Genomic DNA, 14,968 nt, shown 5'->3' with positions numbered 1-14,968 from the left:
CCGGAAGGACCGGCAACCTTGAATCGTGCCTGAACAGCCCTATTTTGGATGCAGGAATACCACCATGCGACAAGACAAACTCACCACCAAATTTCAGGAAGCGCTGGGCGACGCACAGTCGCTGGCGCTGGGCAACGACAACGCCTACATCGAACCGGCCCACCTGCTGGTCGCGATGCTGCGCCAGGACGACGGCCCGCGCGCCCTGCTGGAGCGTGCCGGCGTCAACGTCCTCGGCCTGACGCAGGCGGCCGAGGCCGCCATCAAGAAACTGCCTCAGGTGCAGGGCCACGACATCGTGCAGGTCGGCCCCGAGCTCGGCAAGCTGCTGCAGGCCACCGAGAAGGAAGCCATCAAGCGCAATGACCAGTTCATCGCCGGTGAACTCTTCCTGCTGGCACTGGCCGACAGCAAGGCCGACGTCGGCAAGATCGCGAAGGAAAACGGCCTGAGCCGCAAGTCGCTCGAATCGGCCATCGACGCCGTGCGCGGCGGGCAGGGCGTGAACAGCGCCGACGCCGAAGGCCAGCGCGAAGCCCTCAAGAAATACACCCTCGACCTCACCGAACGCGCCCGGCTGGGCAAGCTCGACCCGGTCATCGGCCGCGACGAGGAAATCCGCCGCGCCATCCAGGTGCTGCAGCGCCGTACCAAGAACAATCCCGTGCTCATCGGCGAACCCGGCGTGGGCAAGACCGCCATCGTCGAAGGCCTGGCGCAGCGCATCGTCTCGGGCGAAGTGCCCGACTCGCTCAAGGGCAAGCGTGTGCTGTCGCTCGACATGGCAGCGCTGCTGGCGGGCGCCAAGTTCCGCGGCGAATTCGAGGAGCGCCTGAAGAGCGTTCTGAACGAGCTCGCCAAGGACGAGGGCCAGACCATCGTCTTCATCGACGAACTGCACACCATGGTGGGCGCCGGCAAGGCCGAGGGCGCCATGGACGCGGGCAACATGCTCAAGCCGGCGCTCGCGCGCGGCGAGCTGCACTGCGTGGGCGCCACCACGCTCGACGAGTACCGCAAGTACATCGAGAAAGATGCCGCCCTGGAGCGCCGCTTCCAGAAGATCATCGTGGGCGAGCCCAGCGTGGAGGCGACCATCGCCATCCTGCGCGGCCTGCAGGAGAAGTACGAGGTGCACCACGGCGTGCAGATCACCGACCCGGCCATCGTGGCCGCGGCCGAACTGAGCGACCGCTACATCACCGACCGCTTCCTGCCCGACAAGGCCATCGACCTGATCGACGAGGCCGCGGCCAAGATCAAGATCGAGATGGACTCCAAGCCCGAGGTCATGGACCGGCTCGACCGTCGCCTGATCCAGCTGCAGATCGAACGCGAGGCCGTGCGCCGCGAGAAGGACGAGGCCTCGCAGAAGCGCCTGGGCCTGATCGAGGGCGAGATCGAGAAGCTGCAGAAGGAGATCGCCGACTACGACGAGATCTGGCAGGCCGAGAAGGCCCAGGCCCAGGGCAGCGCGCAGGTGCGCGAGGACGTGGACAAGATCAAGTTCCAGATCGAGGAATGGAAGCGCAAGGGCGACTTCAACAAGGTCGCCGAGCTCCAGTACGGCCAGCTGCCGGCGCTCGAGAAGCGCCTGAAGGAGGCCGAGGCCAGCGAGGCTAGCAAGGGCAAGTCGAGTGCGCCCACGCTGCTGCGCACCCAGGTCGGCTCCGAAGAGATCGCCGAGGTCGTGGCGCGCGCCACCGGCATTCCGGTTGCCAAGCTGATGCAGGGCGAGCGCGACAAGCTGCTCGTGATGGAAGACAAGCTGCACGAGCGCGTGGTCGGCCAGGACGAAGCCATCGGCGCGGTGGCCAACGCGATCCGCCGCTCGCGCTCGGGGCTGTCCGATCCGAACCGCCCGACCGGCTCGTTCCTGTTCCTCGGCCCCACGGGCGTGGGCAAGACCGAGCTGTGCAAGGCGCTCGCGGGCTTCCTGTTCGACAGCGAAGAGCACCTGATCCGCATCGACATGAGCGAGTTCATGGAGAAGCACTCGGTCGCCCGCCTGATCGGCGCGCCGCCGGGCTACGTGGGCTACGAGGAGGGCGGCTACCTCACTGAAGCCGTTCGCCGCAAGCCCTACAGCGTGGTGCTGCTCGACGAAGTCGAGAAGGCCCACCCCGACGTGTTCAACGTGCTGCTGCAGGTGCTCGACGATGGACGCCTGACCGACGGCCAGGGCCGCACCGTGGACTTCAAGAACACCGTGATCGTGATGACGAGCAACATCGGCTCGCCCATCATCCAGGCCATGGTGGGCAAGCCCTCGGAAGAGATCAAGGAAGCGGTGTGGGACGAGCTGAAGAACTACTTCCGCCCCGAGTTCCTGAACCGCATCGACGAGACGGTCGTGTTCCACGCGCTCGACGCGAAGAACATCGAGTCGATCGCCGCGATCCAGCTCAAGGTGTTGCAGGCGCGGCTCGCGAAGATGGACCTGGGCCTGGAGGTTTCTCCGGCTGCGCTGGCGGAGATCGCCAAGGTCGGCTTCGACCCGGTGTTCGGCGCGCGGCCGCTCAAGCGCGCCATCCAGCAGCGCATCGAGAACCCGCTGTCGAAGCTGCTGCTGGACGGAAGCTTCGGGCCGAAGGACACGATCGAGGTCACGACCGACCCGATCCAGTCGCCGGGCCAGTTCTCCTTCCGCAAGGCGGGGGAACCAACGGCGGCCGCTTCGGCCTAAAGTCGGATGATGAACTTCGTAATACGCGTCATTCTTCTGCTCCTGGGGCTGGTCTTCGCGGCCAGCCTGGCCGTGGCGGTCATGCTGCTGGCGGCTGTGTGGGGTGTTCGCTACGCCTGGGGGCGTCTCACGGGCAAGCCCGTGACGCCGTGGGTCATGCGTTTCAACCCGCGCTCCGGCTTCGACCGATTTCGCAATGCGGCACAGCCCTCGCAACCGACCGCTGCCGACGTGGCGAACGCCCGTGCCCGCGGCGAGTCGGTGGAGCGTCCCGTGCGCATCCGCGGCAGCGTCAGCGACGTGACCGACGTTTCGCCGAAATCGGTCTCTCCGCGCGGCTGACCGGCGGCCCGCGGGCGCTATTTCGGGCGCGACAGTCGGTCGCACCGTTCGCCGTCAGAATCGTCCTCCTGGAGCCGCGGCTCGCCAGCCGCGGCTTTCTGCTTTCATCCAGGAGAGACATTCCATGACTTCGCGCGACATCTTCGTGGTCGGCACCGCCCGCACCGCCATCGGCACCTTCGGCGGCTCGCTGAAGGACGTGCCCAACACCCAGCTTGCCACCACTGCCGTCAAGGCCGCCATCGGGCGCAGCGGCGTCGCAGCCGACGCCATCGGCCACGTGGTCATGGGCAACGTGATTCCCACCGACGTCAAGGACGCCTACCTGAGCCGGGTGGCGGCCATCGACGCGGGCTGCCCCATCGAGACGCCGGCCTTCAATGTCAACCGCCTCTGCGGCTCCGGCCTGCAGGCCATCGTGTCTGCGGCGCAGGCGATCGCGCTGGGCGACTGCGACATCGCCATCGGTGGCGGCTCGGAATCGATGAGCCGGGGCCCGTACTTCGATACCTCGGCGCGCTATGGCGCCCGCATGGGGGATGCGGTGCTGGTCGACTACATGCTCGGCATCCTCCACGACCCGTGGGAGAAGATCCACATGGGCATCACCGCCGAGAACGTGGCAGCGCGCTACGGCATCACGCGCGAGCAGCAGGACGAGCTGGCGGTGCTCAGCCAGCAGCGCGCGGCCGCTGCCATCGCGGCGGGCCGCTTCAAGGAGCAGATCGTTCCGGTCGAGGTCAAGACGCGCAAGGGCGTGGTGCTCTTCGACACCGACGAGCACGTGCGCGCCGACACCACCGTCGAGACGCTGTCGAAGATGAAGCCCGCGTTCAAGAAGGACGGCCTCGTCACCGCAGGCAATGCCTCGGGCATCAACGACGGCGCGGCCGCCGTGGTGTTGGCCGAAGGCGGCCGTGTGAAGGCGCTGGGGCTCAAGCCCCTGGCGCGGCTGGTGGGCTATGCGCATGCGGGCGTGGAGCCCGCGTACATGGGCATCGGCCCGGTGCCGGCCACGCGCAAGGTGCTGGAGCGCACGGGCCTGAAGGTGGGCGACCTCGACGTCATCGAGTCGAACGAGGCCTTCGCGGCGCAGGCTTGCGCGGTCATCAAAGAGCTCGGTTTCGATCCTGCCAAGGTCAACCCGAACGGCTCTGGCATCTCGCTGGGGCATCCGGTGGGTGCGACGGGCGCGATCATCACGACCAAGGCCATCGCCGAGCTGCAGCGGGTGCAGGGGCGCTATGCGCTGGTCACGATGTGCATCGGGGGCGGGCAGGGCATCGCGGCCATCTTCGAGCGGGTCTGATCGCATGCTCCGTCCGTCAGTCCTGATCGATCCCGACGAGGTCGACTTCAGCGCCATCCGGGCGCAGGGCGCGGGCGGACAGAACGTCAACAAGGTCTCGAGCGCGGTGCATCTGCGCTACGACATCCACGCCAGTTCGCTGCCGTCCGATGTGAAAGAAAGGCTGCTCGCGCTGCGCGACAGCCGCATCACCCATGAAGGCGTGTTCGTGCTCAAGGCACAGCAGCACCGCACCCAGGAGATGAACCGTGCAGACGCGCTCGCGCGGCTGCAGGCGGTGGTCGACAGCGTGGCCGTCGCGCCGCGCGTGCGGCGGGCGACCAGGCCCACCTACGGTTCGAAGCAGCGCCGGCTCGAAGGCAAGAGCCAGCGCTCGCAGATCAAGAGCCTGCGCGGACCGGTGCGGGACTGATCCCTCCGGTGCCGCCGCGCAGCCTGCGGATCTGCAGGCCCACGCCGATCAGGTACAGCACCAGCAGCACGCCGGTGATCGCCTTGAGCTCCGGCGCATCGGCGTTCGGCAGCAGCGGGGCGCCGAGCGGCAGGCGCGTAAGCGTTTCGGTGAAGGCCGGAATCCAATGGAAGAGAAAGCTCGCAGAGAACGCGATGGCCTCGACGTAGCGCGCCCACTTCCCGAAGAACAAGCCCCGGCCGGCGAGTGCGCCCACTGCCAGCGCAGCCAGCGTGATGATGCCCAGCGCATGCGGCTTGCCGAAGCCGCTGTGCTGGAAGATGCCGAAGCCGGTGAGACAGGTCAGCACGGTGGTCCACACGAAGAGCCGGCCGAGGCCGGTGCGCATCGTGATTTCCTTGCAGCGGAACAGGGCCGCCAGCCCCGCGGCGACGGCGATCAGGCTGATCGCGGTGTGAACGGTGCCCAGGGACGTGAGTCCCAGCCATCCTGTCGGTGCCATGCGGATCTCCTCGTGTCGTGGTGCGGCATTCTGATGGTTCGCAGCGAATTCGCGCAATCTCGGATGAATTGAGTGCAAAAGGCCCTGCTTTACGGTCCTGAAACATCTCCCGAGGACAATCGCACTCATGAGAAGGCTCTTTCCGCGCGCCGTGCTGGCCGCGTTCCTGCTGGCACCGGCCGCGGCGCTCCTGAGCGGATGCGGCCCGGGAGCCGCAGCGCAACCGGAAGCACGCACCGCCGCAGCCCCCGAACTCAAGTGGGAAGAACTGATTCCCAAGAGCTGGGACCCGACCAGGCGCTACCGCAACATCAGCCTCGAAGCACTGCGCGACAACGACCCCCGCGCGATCCAGATGCTCGACGAGATGCGCGCCGTGTGGGACAACGCCCCCGTCAACGTCGCGCTCGACGGCAAGCCGGGCAAGCTCGCAGGCTTCGTCGTTCCGCTGGACAACACGCAGGAGGGCATCCGCGAATTCCTGCTGGTGCCGTACTTCGGCGCCTGCATCCACACGCCGCCGCCGCCGGCCAACCAGATCGTGCACGTGGTCGCGGCCTCGGTCGTGAAGGGGCTGCATGCGATGGACACCGTGTACGTCAGCGGCACGATGAAGGCCGCGCGCTATTCGTCGGCGGACATGGGCGTGAGCGGCTACGAGATCAAGTCGGCCGCAGTCGAGCGCTTCGTGCCCAGGCAGCCGCAATGAGCGGCCGCGCTCAACCGCCCATTCGCTGCGACAGGAAATCCAGGAACGAGGTGATGCGCGCCGACAGCTGCGTGTTGCGGTAGTACACGGCATTCACCGGCTGGCGCACGTCCGCAGTCTCCTTCGTCAGCACCTGCACCAGCGCGCCGTTGGCGCGGTCGGTGCCCGTCATGAAATCCGACAGGCAGACGATGCCGACGCCCGCCAGCGCGAGCTGGCGCAGCGTCTCGCCGCTCGATGCCACCAGCGTGGGCGCGATGTTCCATTCGTCGCCGTGCACGCCGCGCAGCGGCCAGCGGTTCAGCGACTCGGGCTGCGTGAAGCCCAGCAGCGTGTGTTCGGCCAGGTCGGCCACCTTGCGCGGCTTGCCGTGCGCGTCGAGGTACGCGGGGCTCGCGAGCACGCGCATCCGGTGCGCGCCCAGCGGGCGCGCATGCAAGGTGGAATCGCGCAGCGGGCCGATTCGGATCGCCACGTCGGTGCGGCGCTCCAGCAGGTCGATGGGCAGGTCGTCGGTGTCGAGCTCCAGGCTGATCTGCGGATAGAGCCGGCGGAACTCCGGCACCAGCGGCACGATGGCGTGCAGCATGAAGGGCGAGGCTGCGTTCACGCGCAGCCGGCCGGCGGGTTGCTCGCGGCGCGCGGCCATGTGTTCCTCGGCGTCGTCGATGGCATCGAGGATCGCGCGCGTGCGCTGCAGGAAGGCCGCGCCTTCCTCGGTGAGTTCGAGCCTGCGCGTGGTGCGGCGAAGCAAGGTGGTGTCGAGCTTCTGCTCGAGCCGGCTCAGCGCGCGGCTGATGCCCGAGACGGTCTGAGAGAGCTGCTCCGACGCGGCCGTGATCGAGCCGGTGTCCACCACCGTGCGGAACGCGACGAGCTCTTCGATGGTGGTCTTCATGGGGGCTGGCGATTCAGGCGGCGGCTTCCTGCTGCGCGGGCACTTCGACGCGCGGCATCAGCGCCGCGAGCGCCTCGCCGTCGGTGCGGTAACTGAAGAGCATCGGCCCTGGCGCCAACAGCCCGGCGCTTTCGAGCACCTGCATCGCGGGCAGCTTCATGCCGCTCAGGTGCAGGCGGATGCCCTTGGATTCCATCATCCGGCGGATCGAGCCGAACACCTCGGCGCCGGTGATGTCGATGCGGTTGATCGGCTGCGCGAACAGGCACACGTCGGTGAGGTGGGGCCGCTCGGCCAGCGCCACCGTGAGCGCGCGTTCGAGCGTGGAGGCGGATGCGAAGTCGAGCTCGGCGTCCATGCGCAGCGCATAGAGGTTCGGTGCCAGCGGCGGCAGCTTCCAGAGGTTGCGGTCGCGCAGGCTGCCGTCGGGGTGCAGGCCCACCTCGATGATGCGCGGGTGCAGGTGCCGGTACATGTAGTGCGCCAGCGCCGCCAGCAGGCCGCCGAGCACGCCCCAGTAGATGCTGGGCGCGGTCGCGATGGTCAGCACGAAGGTGCCGAAGGCGATGCCCGCCTCGATGCGCGAGATGCGCCACAGCGCCGTGAAGCTCGCCGGCTTCACCAGCCCGAGGATGGCCGTGACCACCACCGCCGCCAGCACCGCCTGCGGCACGTGATAGAGCAGCGGCATCAGCCACAGCAGCGCGCCCGCCACCACGACCACGCTGAAGAGCGTCGCCCAGCCGGTCTGCGCGCCGGCGTACAGCGTGATCGCCGAGCGCGAGAACGACGAACTCGTGGGAAAGGCGCCCGTGAAACCCGAGGCCAGCTTGGCCAGGCCCTGGCCGATCAGGTCCTGGTTTTCGTTCCAGAGCGTGCCGGCGCGCGCGTTGTCGACCTTGGCGCTCGACGCGGTTTCCAGGAAGCTCACCAGCGTGATCATCAGTGCCGGCAGCACCAGCGCGCTGAAGGTGCCGAGCGGCAGCAGGCCCGGCCAGTAGAAAGAAGGCAGGCCCGAAGGCAGCGTGCCCACCACCGCGCCGCCGCGCAGCGCGTAGTCGGCCAGCCAGCTGATGGCCGCCGCGCCGGCCACCAGCGCCATCGTTGTCGGAAAGCGCGGCATCAGGCGCTTGCCCAGCCACAGCACCGCGATGCTGCCCAGCCCGAAGGCGATGGCCACCAGGTCGGGCAGAGGCCCGCCCTGCAGCACCTGCGGGATGGTCCGCCCCGTGAACCCCAGCAGGGCAGGCAGCTGCGAGATCGCGATCAGCACTGCCGCGCCCTGCGTGAAGCCGATGAGCACCGGCGAATTCACCAGCCGCAGCAGCCAGCCGAAGCGCCCGGCGCCCAGCACGATCTGGATCGCGCCCGACATCAGCGTGAGCCACACCGCCATCGCCACCCACTCGGCGCTGCCCGCCACCGCCAGCGGCGCGAGCGAGGCACCCACCAGCAGGCTGGTGAGAGCCGTCGGCCCCACCGACAGCCGTTGCGAGGAACTGAACATCACCGCGATCAGCGCCGGGAACAGCGCCGCGTAGACGCCCGTGACCAGCGGCATGCCCGCCAGCGCCGCATAGGCCACGCCCTGCGGGATGACCATCAGCGCCACGGTGATGCCGGCCATCGCCTCGTTGCGCAGCAGCGCGGCGGAAGGGCGGGGCCAGGCCAGGCACGGAACCCAGCGGGAGAGGCGCTGGCGCAGGGAGGGAGAGGGGGCAGCCGGGGTCATGGATGTTTGCGGGCGCACTGGAGAGAACTGCAGGCACATGCGCGGTGCGCGGCGCGAAAGCGATGCGGAATGTGGAGCCGGGTCAGATCAACGATGTCGCGTTTTTCAGCACGTAGTCGCAGGCCTTTTCCTTGACCTTCGACGACAGCCCCTTGAAGTTCAGCGACTTGCCGTCGCCGCCTTGCAGCAGGCCCTTGGCGCCGCTGGCGAAGCCGGTCTCCTGCTTCTTCTGGCCGGTGATCCTGGCGAGCAGCTTGTCCTTTACCGAGGCCGCGTCGCCGCCCAGGTAGTTGTTCTTCACGCAGTACTGCAGCACACCGGCCGCGTTGCCCATGGTGCTGGAACCGATGGCGGGCATCTTGAAGCCGAGGCTGCTGCCCAGGTTGCCGAGCGCCGATCCGCCCGTGCTGCCGCCGCTGCCTTGCGAATTGGCGGTGGCGGCTTCGCCGGCCTTTTCCTTGAGCTGGTCGAGCAGGTTGTTGGCCTGCGCCGAGGCGCCCGCGGCGAGCAGCGCCAGGGCGATGAGGGTTGAACGGGCGTGCATGTCGTCCTCCTGTCGGTACGCGTGGTGGAAAGCGGCCATCAGCATAACGGAGACGCCGGGGGCGAAGCCCCGGTTGCACGCGCGCTCTTACTTCGTGCGCGGTGGGCGCTTTTCGAGCAGCGGCGCACTGGTGCCTTGCACGCCAACCAGGCCCAGCACCGTCACCAGCGAGTTCTGCGCACCCTTCCAGCCATCGGTCACGTCGATCCACTCCGACAGCGCGTGGAAGCCGCCGGTCTTGCCGCCGCCGCCGATGATGATGGCGGGGATGCCCAGCGACATCGGCACGTTGGCGTCGGTGCTCGCGCCCGTCAGCAGCGTCTTGTGGCCGAAGGCCGCGTTCGAGCGCGTGGCGGCCTCGACGATCACCGTGTCCGACTGCGTGCGCCCGCCCGGACGGTCGCCGATGAGCTTGGTGCTCACGCTCAGCGTGTTGACGTTCCAGCGCTTGTTTTCCTCGGCCACGGCTTCGTCGATGGCGGCGAGGATCTTCTTCTCGGTCTCGAGCAGCGGCGCCATTTCGTCGGAGCGGATGTCCACCGCCATGCGTGCATCGGGCGCGATGGTGTTGACCGAAGTGCCGCCACCGACCGTGCCGACGGTGAAAGTCGTCTTCGGAAAGCTCGGCGTGCGGATGTCGGCGATCTTCGCAATGGCGCGGCCCATGCCGTGGATGGCGCTGGGCACCTGGCCGAAGGCGCCGTAGCTGTGGCCGCCGGGGCCCTTGAAAGTCACTTCGTAGCGATGGCTGCCGGTGCCCAGCATCAGCACCGAGCCATCGGGCGCGGGCTCCAGGCCGACCATGCCGTCGATGTCGAGGTTGTCGCGGAAGATCGCCTTGATGCCGCGCAGGTTGCCGAGCTCTTCCTCGCCCACGTTGCCGACGAAGAGCAGGTCGCCCACCGTCTGGATCTTGTTGTCGTTGAGCACCTTGAGCCACGACAGCAGCACCGCGAGGCCGCGCGTGTCGTCGGAAATGCCGGGCGCGTAGAGCTTGCCGTCGCGCTCCTTCACCTTCACGTCGGTGCCGGCGGGGAAGACGGTGTCGAGGTGGGCCGAGATCAGCAGCTTGGGCCCGTTGCCCGTGCCCTTGCGCAGGCCGACCACGTTGCCTTCGGCGTCGATCTTCGCGTCGGCGAGGCCCAGCGCTTTCATGCGTGCGAGGAAGGCTTCGGCGCGCTTCTGTTCCTTGAAGGGCGGCGCTTCGATCTCGGTGAGCATCTTCAGGTCTTCCACCGAGCGGTCGTGGTCGGCCTTGACCGCTTCCAGCAGCTTCTGGATGGCGGGCGATGCCATCAGCTGGGTGTAGGCCTTGTCCACCTCGGGCCGCACCTGCGTGGGCGTGGCTGCGACGCTGCCGCCCTGGGCGTGCGCGAAGCCAGCAGCGGCCGAGGCAAGGGCGAGGACTAGGGGGGCGAGGCGTAGCGAGGCGGTGCGGAGCATGGAGGGTGTCCTTTTTTTGAAGCGGGCCAGATCGAGATCGGCGCCGCCGGTGCAACGCCGTCGTCAGCGATTCTTATGGCTGTGTTAGGCGCGTGCTCTGGTTTAATCTGCCGCGTTGTCAGTTTTTCTAACGAAGCCCTCATGCGCCGCCATATTCCGAGCACCCGCGCGCTGCTGATCTTCGACGCTGTGGCCCGCCACCACGGCGTCGGCAAGGCCGCGGAGGAGCTGTGCCTCACGCACAGCGCGGTGAGCCAGCAGCTGCGCCAGCTGGAGACGCAGATCGGCGTGCGGCTGGTACAGCGCACCGCGCGCGGCACCGAGCTCACCGAGGCCGGCCAGCGCTATCACGGGCAGATCTCGGGCGACCTGTTGCGGCTGCAGAACCACACGCTCGAAGCCATGGCGCAGCGCACAGACGGCCTGCGGCTGCTGGTGGGCGCCGTGCCGGTGCTCGCCGAGGGCTGGCTCACGCCGCGCCTGCCGGAGTTCATCGGGCAGAACCCGGGCTGCAGCCTGCATCTGCAGGTGTTTCCCACGCATCTCTACATGGAAGACCAGCCTTTCGACGTGGGCGTGCAGTACGACGATGCGGTATGGCCGGGCGCGAACGCGCTGCCGCTCATGGGCGAATCCTGCGTCGCCGTGTGCTCGCCCAACGCGAAGGGGCGGCCGGCCATGGCGCGCGGCGACTTCCGCGCGGCGCCGCTGCTGCAGCTGCGCACGCGCATGGGGGCGTGGGAAGAGTGGTTCGGCCAGACCCCGCATCTGCGCGCACCCGAGAACTTGGTGGCCGGGCACCGCTTCGACCTGTTCTCCTCGCTGGTCGCCGCTGTGCGTGCCGACCTGGGCGTGGGGCTCGTGCCCGACTACTTCGTCGAACGCGAGCTGCGTTCGGGCGAGCTGGTGCTGGCCTGTCCGCACCGTGCGCCCTCGAGCCGGGGCTACAGCGTTTTCGTGGCGCCCAGCCGCACGGACGACGCGCTGGTCGGCGCCTTCGTGGCATGGCTGTGCGCGGCGGCCGCGCAGGCCGCGCCGCGTGAGCTGAAGGCTGCCTAGGCCCGGCGGAAGAGCAGCACCGAGTTCGTGCCGCCGAAGGCGAAGGAATTGCTGATGGCGGCTTCGAGCGCCGGTGCCGCCGTGTCGTCCTGCATGACGAGGTTCATCCGGCATTCCGGATCGATCTCGCGGCAGTTGGCGTTGGGCGGCAGTTGCCGCTGCTGCAGCGCCATCACGGTGATGAGTGCCTCGATGGCGCCGGCCGCGCCCAGCATGTGGCCATGCAGCGCCTTGGTCGAGCTCACGCGCAGAGAGTCGAAGTCATCGCCCCACACCTCGGCCAGCGCGTTGCGCTCGACCACGTCGCCAATGCGCGTGGCCGTGCCGTGCGCGTTGCAGTAGCCCACGTCGCGCGGCTGCAGCCCCGCCTGGCGCAGGGCGGCGCGCAGCGCGCGGGCCTGTCCTGGAGCGTCGGGCTTGGTGAGATGGGTGGCGTCGCTGCTGAGGCCCCAGCCGGCCAGTGTGGCGTAGCTGCGGGCGTTGCGTGCGCGAGCGCGCTCGGCGGATTCGAGAACGAGGAAGGCCGCGCCTTCGCCCAGGGCGAAGCCGCTGCGGTCGGTGGCGAAGGGCCGCACCGCGCCAGCCGCTTCGCCGGGCTGGAAGCCGGCCAGCGTCTGCATCGCCTGCCAGGCCACCACCACGCCCGGCACGATCAGCGCTTCGCTCCCGCCGGCGATGGCGATGTCGACCTCGCCGCGCTGCACGGCCTTGGCCGCCTCGGCGATCGCGGCCGAAGAGGAAGCGCAGGCGACCGAATAGGTGAGCACCGGGCCCTTCACGCCCTGGCGCATGGCCACATGCGCGGCCGGCGCATTGGGCATGAAGGCGGGAATGGTGAGCGGGGAGACGCGTCCGTTGCCGCGATAGGCCGCTTCGAGCGCTGCGGCGCCGCCCATGCCGCAGCCCGAGAAAACGCCCACCCGCTCGGGGTCGGCATCGGATACCGAGAGGCCCGCGTCGCGCATCGCCATGTCGGCGGCCGCCACGGCCAGCTGGCTCACGCGGTCGACGCCGGCGAGCTGCAGCTTGGTGAACCAGCGGGTCTCGTCGAAGGCCACGGTGGCCGCCGCCGCCGGCTTGGGCAGTTCAGGAAAAACGGGCTGTATGGCCGACCGGCCCTGCAGCAGGGCCTGGAAGAGGGCGCCGGGCTCGTCGCCGTGCGGCGCCACGACGCCCAGCCCGGTGACGGCGACTTCGTGGTTCACGACGCCGACGCGGCCTTCTCGGCCCTGACCTTGTCGACCAGCACGGACAGTTCGGCCAGGGTGTCGATGCTCGCGTCCTCGTCGGGCATGACGATGCCGAAGTGGTCTTCGATGGCGAACAGAAATTCGGCCAAGGCCAGCGAATCGAGCCCGCCGGTTTCACGCATCGAGGCGTGGGGGTCGAGCTTCGACGGTTCGATGCCGTACTTCTCGTGGATCAGGTCCTGCAATTCCTTCAGCGAACTCATCGTGCAATGCCTGTCGTCGTGTGCCGCCGATCGATCGCCGCCCTGTGCGGTCCTTGAGTCAATCGATCCCTTCCTCGTCGGCCAGTGGTGAGTGGTCAGTGTTTACGGATGATATCCGCTCCCACGTGAGGGACATCGTCCCGCTGCCGGGCGCCCGGCCTCCAGCGCATCGAGGGCAGGGCGAAAGCCATACCCAGCAGCGCCCCGGCGGCCACGTCCAGCGCCACGTGCTGCTTGACCGCCAGCGTCGAATAGGCGATGGCGGCGAACCAGGCCCAGTTCAGCACCCGCCACCCGGCGGGGGTGCGGGTTTCGCGCAGCACGTCCTCGATGCGGATGGCCGTGAAGATGGCCACCGCCACGTGCATCGACGGGCAGGCGTTGCCGGCCGCGTCCACGCCCTGCAGCATCGTGAAGCCGGGGTAGCCGGAGGCATCGATGGCCAAAGGGGGTATCTGGGTCGGCCAGAAGTAGAAGATGCCCAGGCCGGTGATGCACAGCCCGCCGATCCACAGCCCGTAGACCACCAGCTCGCGGAAGGTCAGTTGCAGCCCCGGCGCGATGCCCACGTACACCCACAGCGAGAGGTACGGCCCCAGCAGGTAGGGCTGGAAGGGCAGCAGGCGGTCCAGCGGCGTCAGCGGCATCACCTCGACCGGAAAGGACGGATTGCGCAGCAGGTGGAAGTAGCCGATGAAGAAGAGCCAGGTGAAGACCGTGGTGCCGACCGCCTTCAGCAGGAAATGCCGGCGCACGCGCAGCCAGATGTCGGCGGTCCAGGTGGAAGCTTGGGCGCCGGGCGCCAGATGCAGGGGGATCGGTGAGTGCATGGTGTTGCTTGTCGGGCGCCGATCTTGCCAGAGCGACGTGAAGCATCCATTCCTCGATACCCCGGGTGCCCGGGGCGCGCCGCTCAGGCGGGCGCGGGCCGCTTGCGGTGCTGGAACGAGGTGGGCGAGCGGCCGGTGGCGGCCTTGAACATCGCGCAGAAGGCGCTGTCGGTGGCGTAGCCGCTGGCGGCAGCCACCTGGCTCACCGCCATGCCGCGCGCCAGCAGCGGCAGCGCGTGCGCCATCACGGCCTGCTGGCGCCATTGCTGCCAGCTCATGCCGAGCTGGTCGCGGAACAGGCGCGCCACCGTGCGCTCGCTGGCGCCGATGGCGGCGGCGCGCTCGGCCAGCGTGGCGCGGTCGGCCGGGTTGCGCAGCAGCGTCTCGCAGAGCTGGCGCAGGCGCTTGTCGGTGGGCAGCGGCACGTCGATGCGGATCTGCGTGGCACGCTCCAGCTCGTCGACCAGGAGCGGCGCGATCATCCGCTCGCGCTGCGGCGCGTGCACGTCTGCCGGCGGCAGGCCGTCGGGCGTGGTGTCGAGCGCCAGCATCAATGCGCGCAGCAGAGGGCTGATCTCGAGCACCTCGCATTTCTCCCAGGAGGGCGCGATCCAGGCGTGCAGGTAGACGGTGCGCAGTTCGGCATCTTCGATCAGCGTGATGCTGTGCGGCATGTTGGCGGGCACCCAGAGCGCGCGAGAGGGCGGGACGATGTAGCTGCCGTCCTGCGTGCTCAGGCGGATCACGCCGCGGGTGGAAAAGGTGAGCTGTGGCCACGGGTGCTCGTGCAGCTCGACCAGCGTGTCGGCGCTCAGGAAGTGCTCCTTGGCGCGCAACGGCCGCACAGCGTCGGGCGCGTACAGGTGCGGCGTGAGGGAGGCAACGCTGTTGATCGGGGTGGGCCCGCGCAGCCTGGCGGCGGTCGCGGCGCTCCTGGAGGGGGGTGAGGCGGCGCTTGGCATGGTTTCGACAAATGTTGTCGCTGTATCGCCATTCTGCCGCTTCCCCGGCGCATAGCATCGGTGCCTGCCCCGTTTTTTTGTAGCAAT

15 protein-coding genes are annotated in these 14,968 nt (G+C 68.6%); 6 read left to right on the top strand and 9 right to left on the bottom strand.

The window, feature by feature from the left end:
- Positions 1-64 precede the first annotated feature (64 nt).
- The 4 genes from clpB to arfB all read left to right on the top strand — a co-directional run bounded on the left by clpB (position 65) and on the right by arfB (position 4,749).
- Entirely contained in the window at positions 65-2,686 is a 2,622-nt protein-coding gene (gene clpB, locus ABL844_RS21125; protein ID WP_418128808.1) for an ATP-dependent chaperone ClpB, read from the top strand.
- Positions 2,687-2,695: 9 nt separating this feature from the next.
- Entirely contained in the window at positions 2,696-3,028 is a 333-nt protein-coding gene (locus ABL844_RS21120) for a hypothetical protein (protein WP_240650854.1), read from the top strand.
- Positions 3,029-3,152: 124 nt separating this feature from the next.
- Positions 3,153-4,337: an acetyl-CoA C-acyltransferase family protein gene (locus ABL844_RS21115; RefSeq protein WP_418128807.1), complete on the top strand. Its 1,185-nt coding sequence runs from the start codon at positions 3,153-3,155 to the stop codon at positions 4,335-4,337.
- Between the two features lie 4 nt (positions 4,338-4,341).
- Positions 4,342-4,749, top strand: coding sequence for an alternative ribosome rescue aminoacyl-tRNA hydrolase ArfB (arfB, locus tag ABL844_RS21110; protein WP_418128806.1), 408 nt, complete (start codon positions 4,342-4,344; stop codon positions 4,747-4,749).
- Here arfB and ABL844_RS21105 read toward each other — a convergent pair.
- Positions 4,718-5,251 (bottom strand): hypothetical protein, encoded by a 534-nt coding sequence (locus ABL844_RS21105; RefSeq protein WP_184641325.1) that lies wholly within the window; start codon positions 5,249-5,251, stop codon positions 4,718-4,720. The genes arfB and ABL844_RS21105 overlap by 32 nt on opposite strands.
- Before the next feature lie 127 nt (positions 5,252-5,378).
- Here ABL844_RS21105 and ABL844_RS21100 point away from each other — a divergent pair, with 127 nt between their 5' ends.
- Entirely contained in the window at positions 5,379-5,960 is a 582-nt protein-coding gene (locus tag ABL844_RS21100; protein ID WP_418128804.1) for a DUF3299 domain-containing protein, read from the top strand.
- A 10-nt stretch (positions 5,961-5,970) separates the two neighbouring features.
- Here ABL844_RS21100 and ABL844_RS21095 read toward each other — a convergent pair whose 3' ends face one another.
- The 4 genes from ABL844_RS21095 to ABL844_RS21080 all read right to left on the bottom strand — a co-directional run bounded on the left by ABL844_RS21095 (position 5,971) and on the right by ABL844_RS21080 (position 10,577).
- Positions 5,971-6,858 (bottom strand): LysR substrate-binding domain-containing protein, encoded by an 888-nt coding sequence (locus tag ABL844_RS21095; RefSeq protein WP_418128802.1) that lies wholly within the window; start codon positions 6,856-6,858, stop codon positions 5,971-5,973.
- Positions 6,859-6,871: 13 nt separating this feature from the next.
- Entirely contained in the window at positions 6,872-8,590 is a 1,719-nt protein-coding gene (locus ABL844_RS21090; protein ID WP_184641322.1) for a SulP family inorganic anion transporter, read from the bottom strand.
- Between the two features lie 82 nt (positions 8,591-8,672).
- A complete protein-coding gene (locus ABL844_RS21085; RefSeq protein ID WP_126025856.1) occupies positions 8,673-9,134 on the bottom strand; it encodes a DUF2501 domain-containing protein in 462 nt (153 codons plus the stop codon).
- An 87-nt stretch (positions 9,135-9,221) separates the two neighbouring features.
- Complete coding sequence (locus tag ABL844_RS21080; RefSeq protein WP_369661607.1) at positions 9,222-10,577, bottom strand: M20/M25/M40 family metallo-hydrolase; 1,356 nt, start codon at positions 10,575-10,577, stop codon at positions 9,222-9,224.
- Positions 10,578-10,718: 141 nt separating this feature from the next.
- Between ABL844_RS21080 and ABL844_RS21075 the strand changes: the two genes are divergently transcribed.
- Positions 10,719-11,636, top strand: a complete 918-nt coding sequence (locus tag ABL844_RS21075; RefSeq protein ID WP_418128800.1) for a LysR substrate-binding domain-containing protein — start codon at positions 10,719-10,721, stop codon at positions 11,634-11,636.
- Here the strand turns inward: ABL844_RS21075 and ABL844_RS21070 are convergent.
- The 4 genes from ABL844_RS21070 to ABL844_RS21055 all read right to left on the bottom strand — a co-directional run bounded on the left by ABL844_RS21070 (position 11,633) and on the right by ABL844_RS21055 (position 14,881).
- On the bottom strand, positions 11,633-12,841 hold the full coding sequence (locus ABL844_RS21070) for a beta-ketoacyl-[acyl-carrier-protein] synthase family protein (protein WP_418128798.1): 1,209 nt from the start codon (positions 12,839-12,841) through the stop codon (positions 11,633-11,635). The two genes, ABL844_RS21075 and ABL844_RS21070, sit on opposite strands and share 4 nt — an antisense overlap.
- Positions 12,838-13,089 carry an acyl carrier protein gene (locus ABL844_RS21065; RefSeq protein ID WP_126025852.1) on the bottom strand — a complete coding sequence of 84 codons (252 nt, stop codon included), beginning with the start codon at positions 13,087-13,089 and terminating at the stop codon, positions 12,838-12,840. Before ABL844_RS21065 ends, ABL844_RS21070 begins: the two co-directional genes overlap by 4 nt.
- A 95-nt stretch (positions 13,090-13,184) precedes the next feature.
- The gene (locus ABL844_RS21060) at positions 13,185-13,919 is read right to left on the bottom strand and encodes a phosphatase PAP2 family protein (protein ID WP_418121600.1); all 735 of its coding nucleotides are present in this window, start codon (positions 13,917-13,919) and stop codon (positions 13,185-13,187) included.
- Between the two features lie 83 nt (positions 13,920-14,002).
- Positions 14,003-14,881 carry an AraC family transcriptional regulator gene (locus ABL844_RS21055; protein ID WP_184641316.1) on the bottom strand — a complete coding sequence of 293 codons (879 nt, stop codon included), beginning with the start codon at positions 14,879-14,881 and terminating at the stop codon, positions 14,003-14,005.
- Between the last annotated feature and the right edge of the window lie 87 nt (positions 14,882-14,968).

Source organism: Variovorax sp. 278MFTsu5.1 (assembly GCF_048305045.1).
Lineage (GTDB): Bacteria > Pseudomonadota > Gammaproteobacteria > Burkholderiales > Burkholderiaceae_C > Variovorax > Variovorax guangxiensis.
The sequence above is the reverse complement of the archived record's forward strand: the minus strand, read 5'-3'. Positions and strand labels throughout refer to the sequence as shown.

Bases quoted from the DNA above. Each gene is read 5' to 3' on its own strand.
- clpB (WP_418128808.1), top strand. From the start codon at position 65: ATGCGACAAGACAAACTCACCACCAAATTTCAGGAAGCGCTGGGCGAC.
- ABL844_RS21120 (WP_240650854.1), top strand. From the start codon at position 2,696: ATGAACTTCGTAATACGCGTCATTCTTCTGCTCCTGGGGCTGGTCTTC.
- ABL844_RS21115 (WP_418128807.1), top strand. From the start codon at position 3,153: ATGACTTCGCGCGACATCTTCGTGGTCGGCACCGCCCGCACCGCCATC.
- arfB (WP_418128806.1), top strand. From the start codon at position 4,342: ATGCTCCGTCCGTCAGTCCTGATCGATCCCGACGAGGTCGACTTCAGC.
- ABL844_RS21105 (WP_184641325.1), bottom strand. From the start codon at position 5,251: ATGGCACCGACAGGATGGCTGGGACTCACGTCCCTGGGCACCGTTCAC.
- ABL844_RS21100 (WP_418128804.1), top strand. From the start codon at position 5,379: ATGAGAAGGCTCTTTCCGCGCGCCGTGCTGGCCGCGTTCCTGCTGGCA.
- ABL844_RS21095 (WP_418128802.1), bottom strand. From the start codon at position 6,858: ATGAAGACCACCATCGAAGAGCTCGTCGCGTTCCGCACGGTGGTGGAC.
- ABL844_RS21090 (WP_184641322.1), bottom strand. From the start codon at position 8,590: ATGACCCCGGCTGCCCCCTCTCCCTCCCTGCGCCAGCGCCTCTCCCGC.
- ABL844_RS21085 (WP_126025856.1), bottom strand. From the start codon at position 9,134: ATGCACGCCCGTTCAACCCTCATCGCCCTGGCGCTGCTCGCCGCGGGC.
- ABL844_RS21080 (WP_369661607.1), bottom strand. From the start codon at position 10,577: ATGCTCCGCACCGCCTCGCTACGCCTCGCCCCCCTAGTCCTCGCCCTT.
- ABL844_RS21075 (WP_418128800.1), top strand. From the start codon at position 10,719: ATGCGCCGCCATATTCCGAGCACCCGCGCGCTGCTGATCTTCGACGCT.
- ABL844_RS21065 (WP_126025852.1), bottom strand. From the start codon at position 13,089: ATGAGTTCGCTGAAGGAATTGCAGGACCTGATCCACGAGAAGTACGGC.
- ABL844_RS21060 (WP_418121600.1), bottom strand. From the start codon at position 13,919: ATGCACTCACCGATCCCCCTGCATCTGGCGCCCGGCGCCCAAGCTTCC.
- ABL844_RS21055 (WP_184641316.1), bottom strand. From the start codon at position 14,881: ATGCCAAGCGCCGCCTCACCCCCCTCCAGGAGCGCCGCGACCGCCGCC.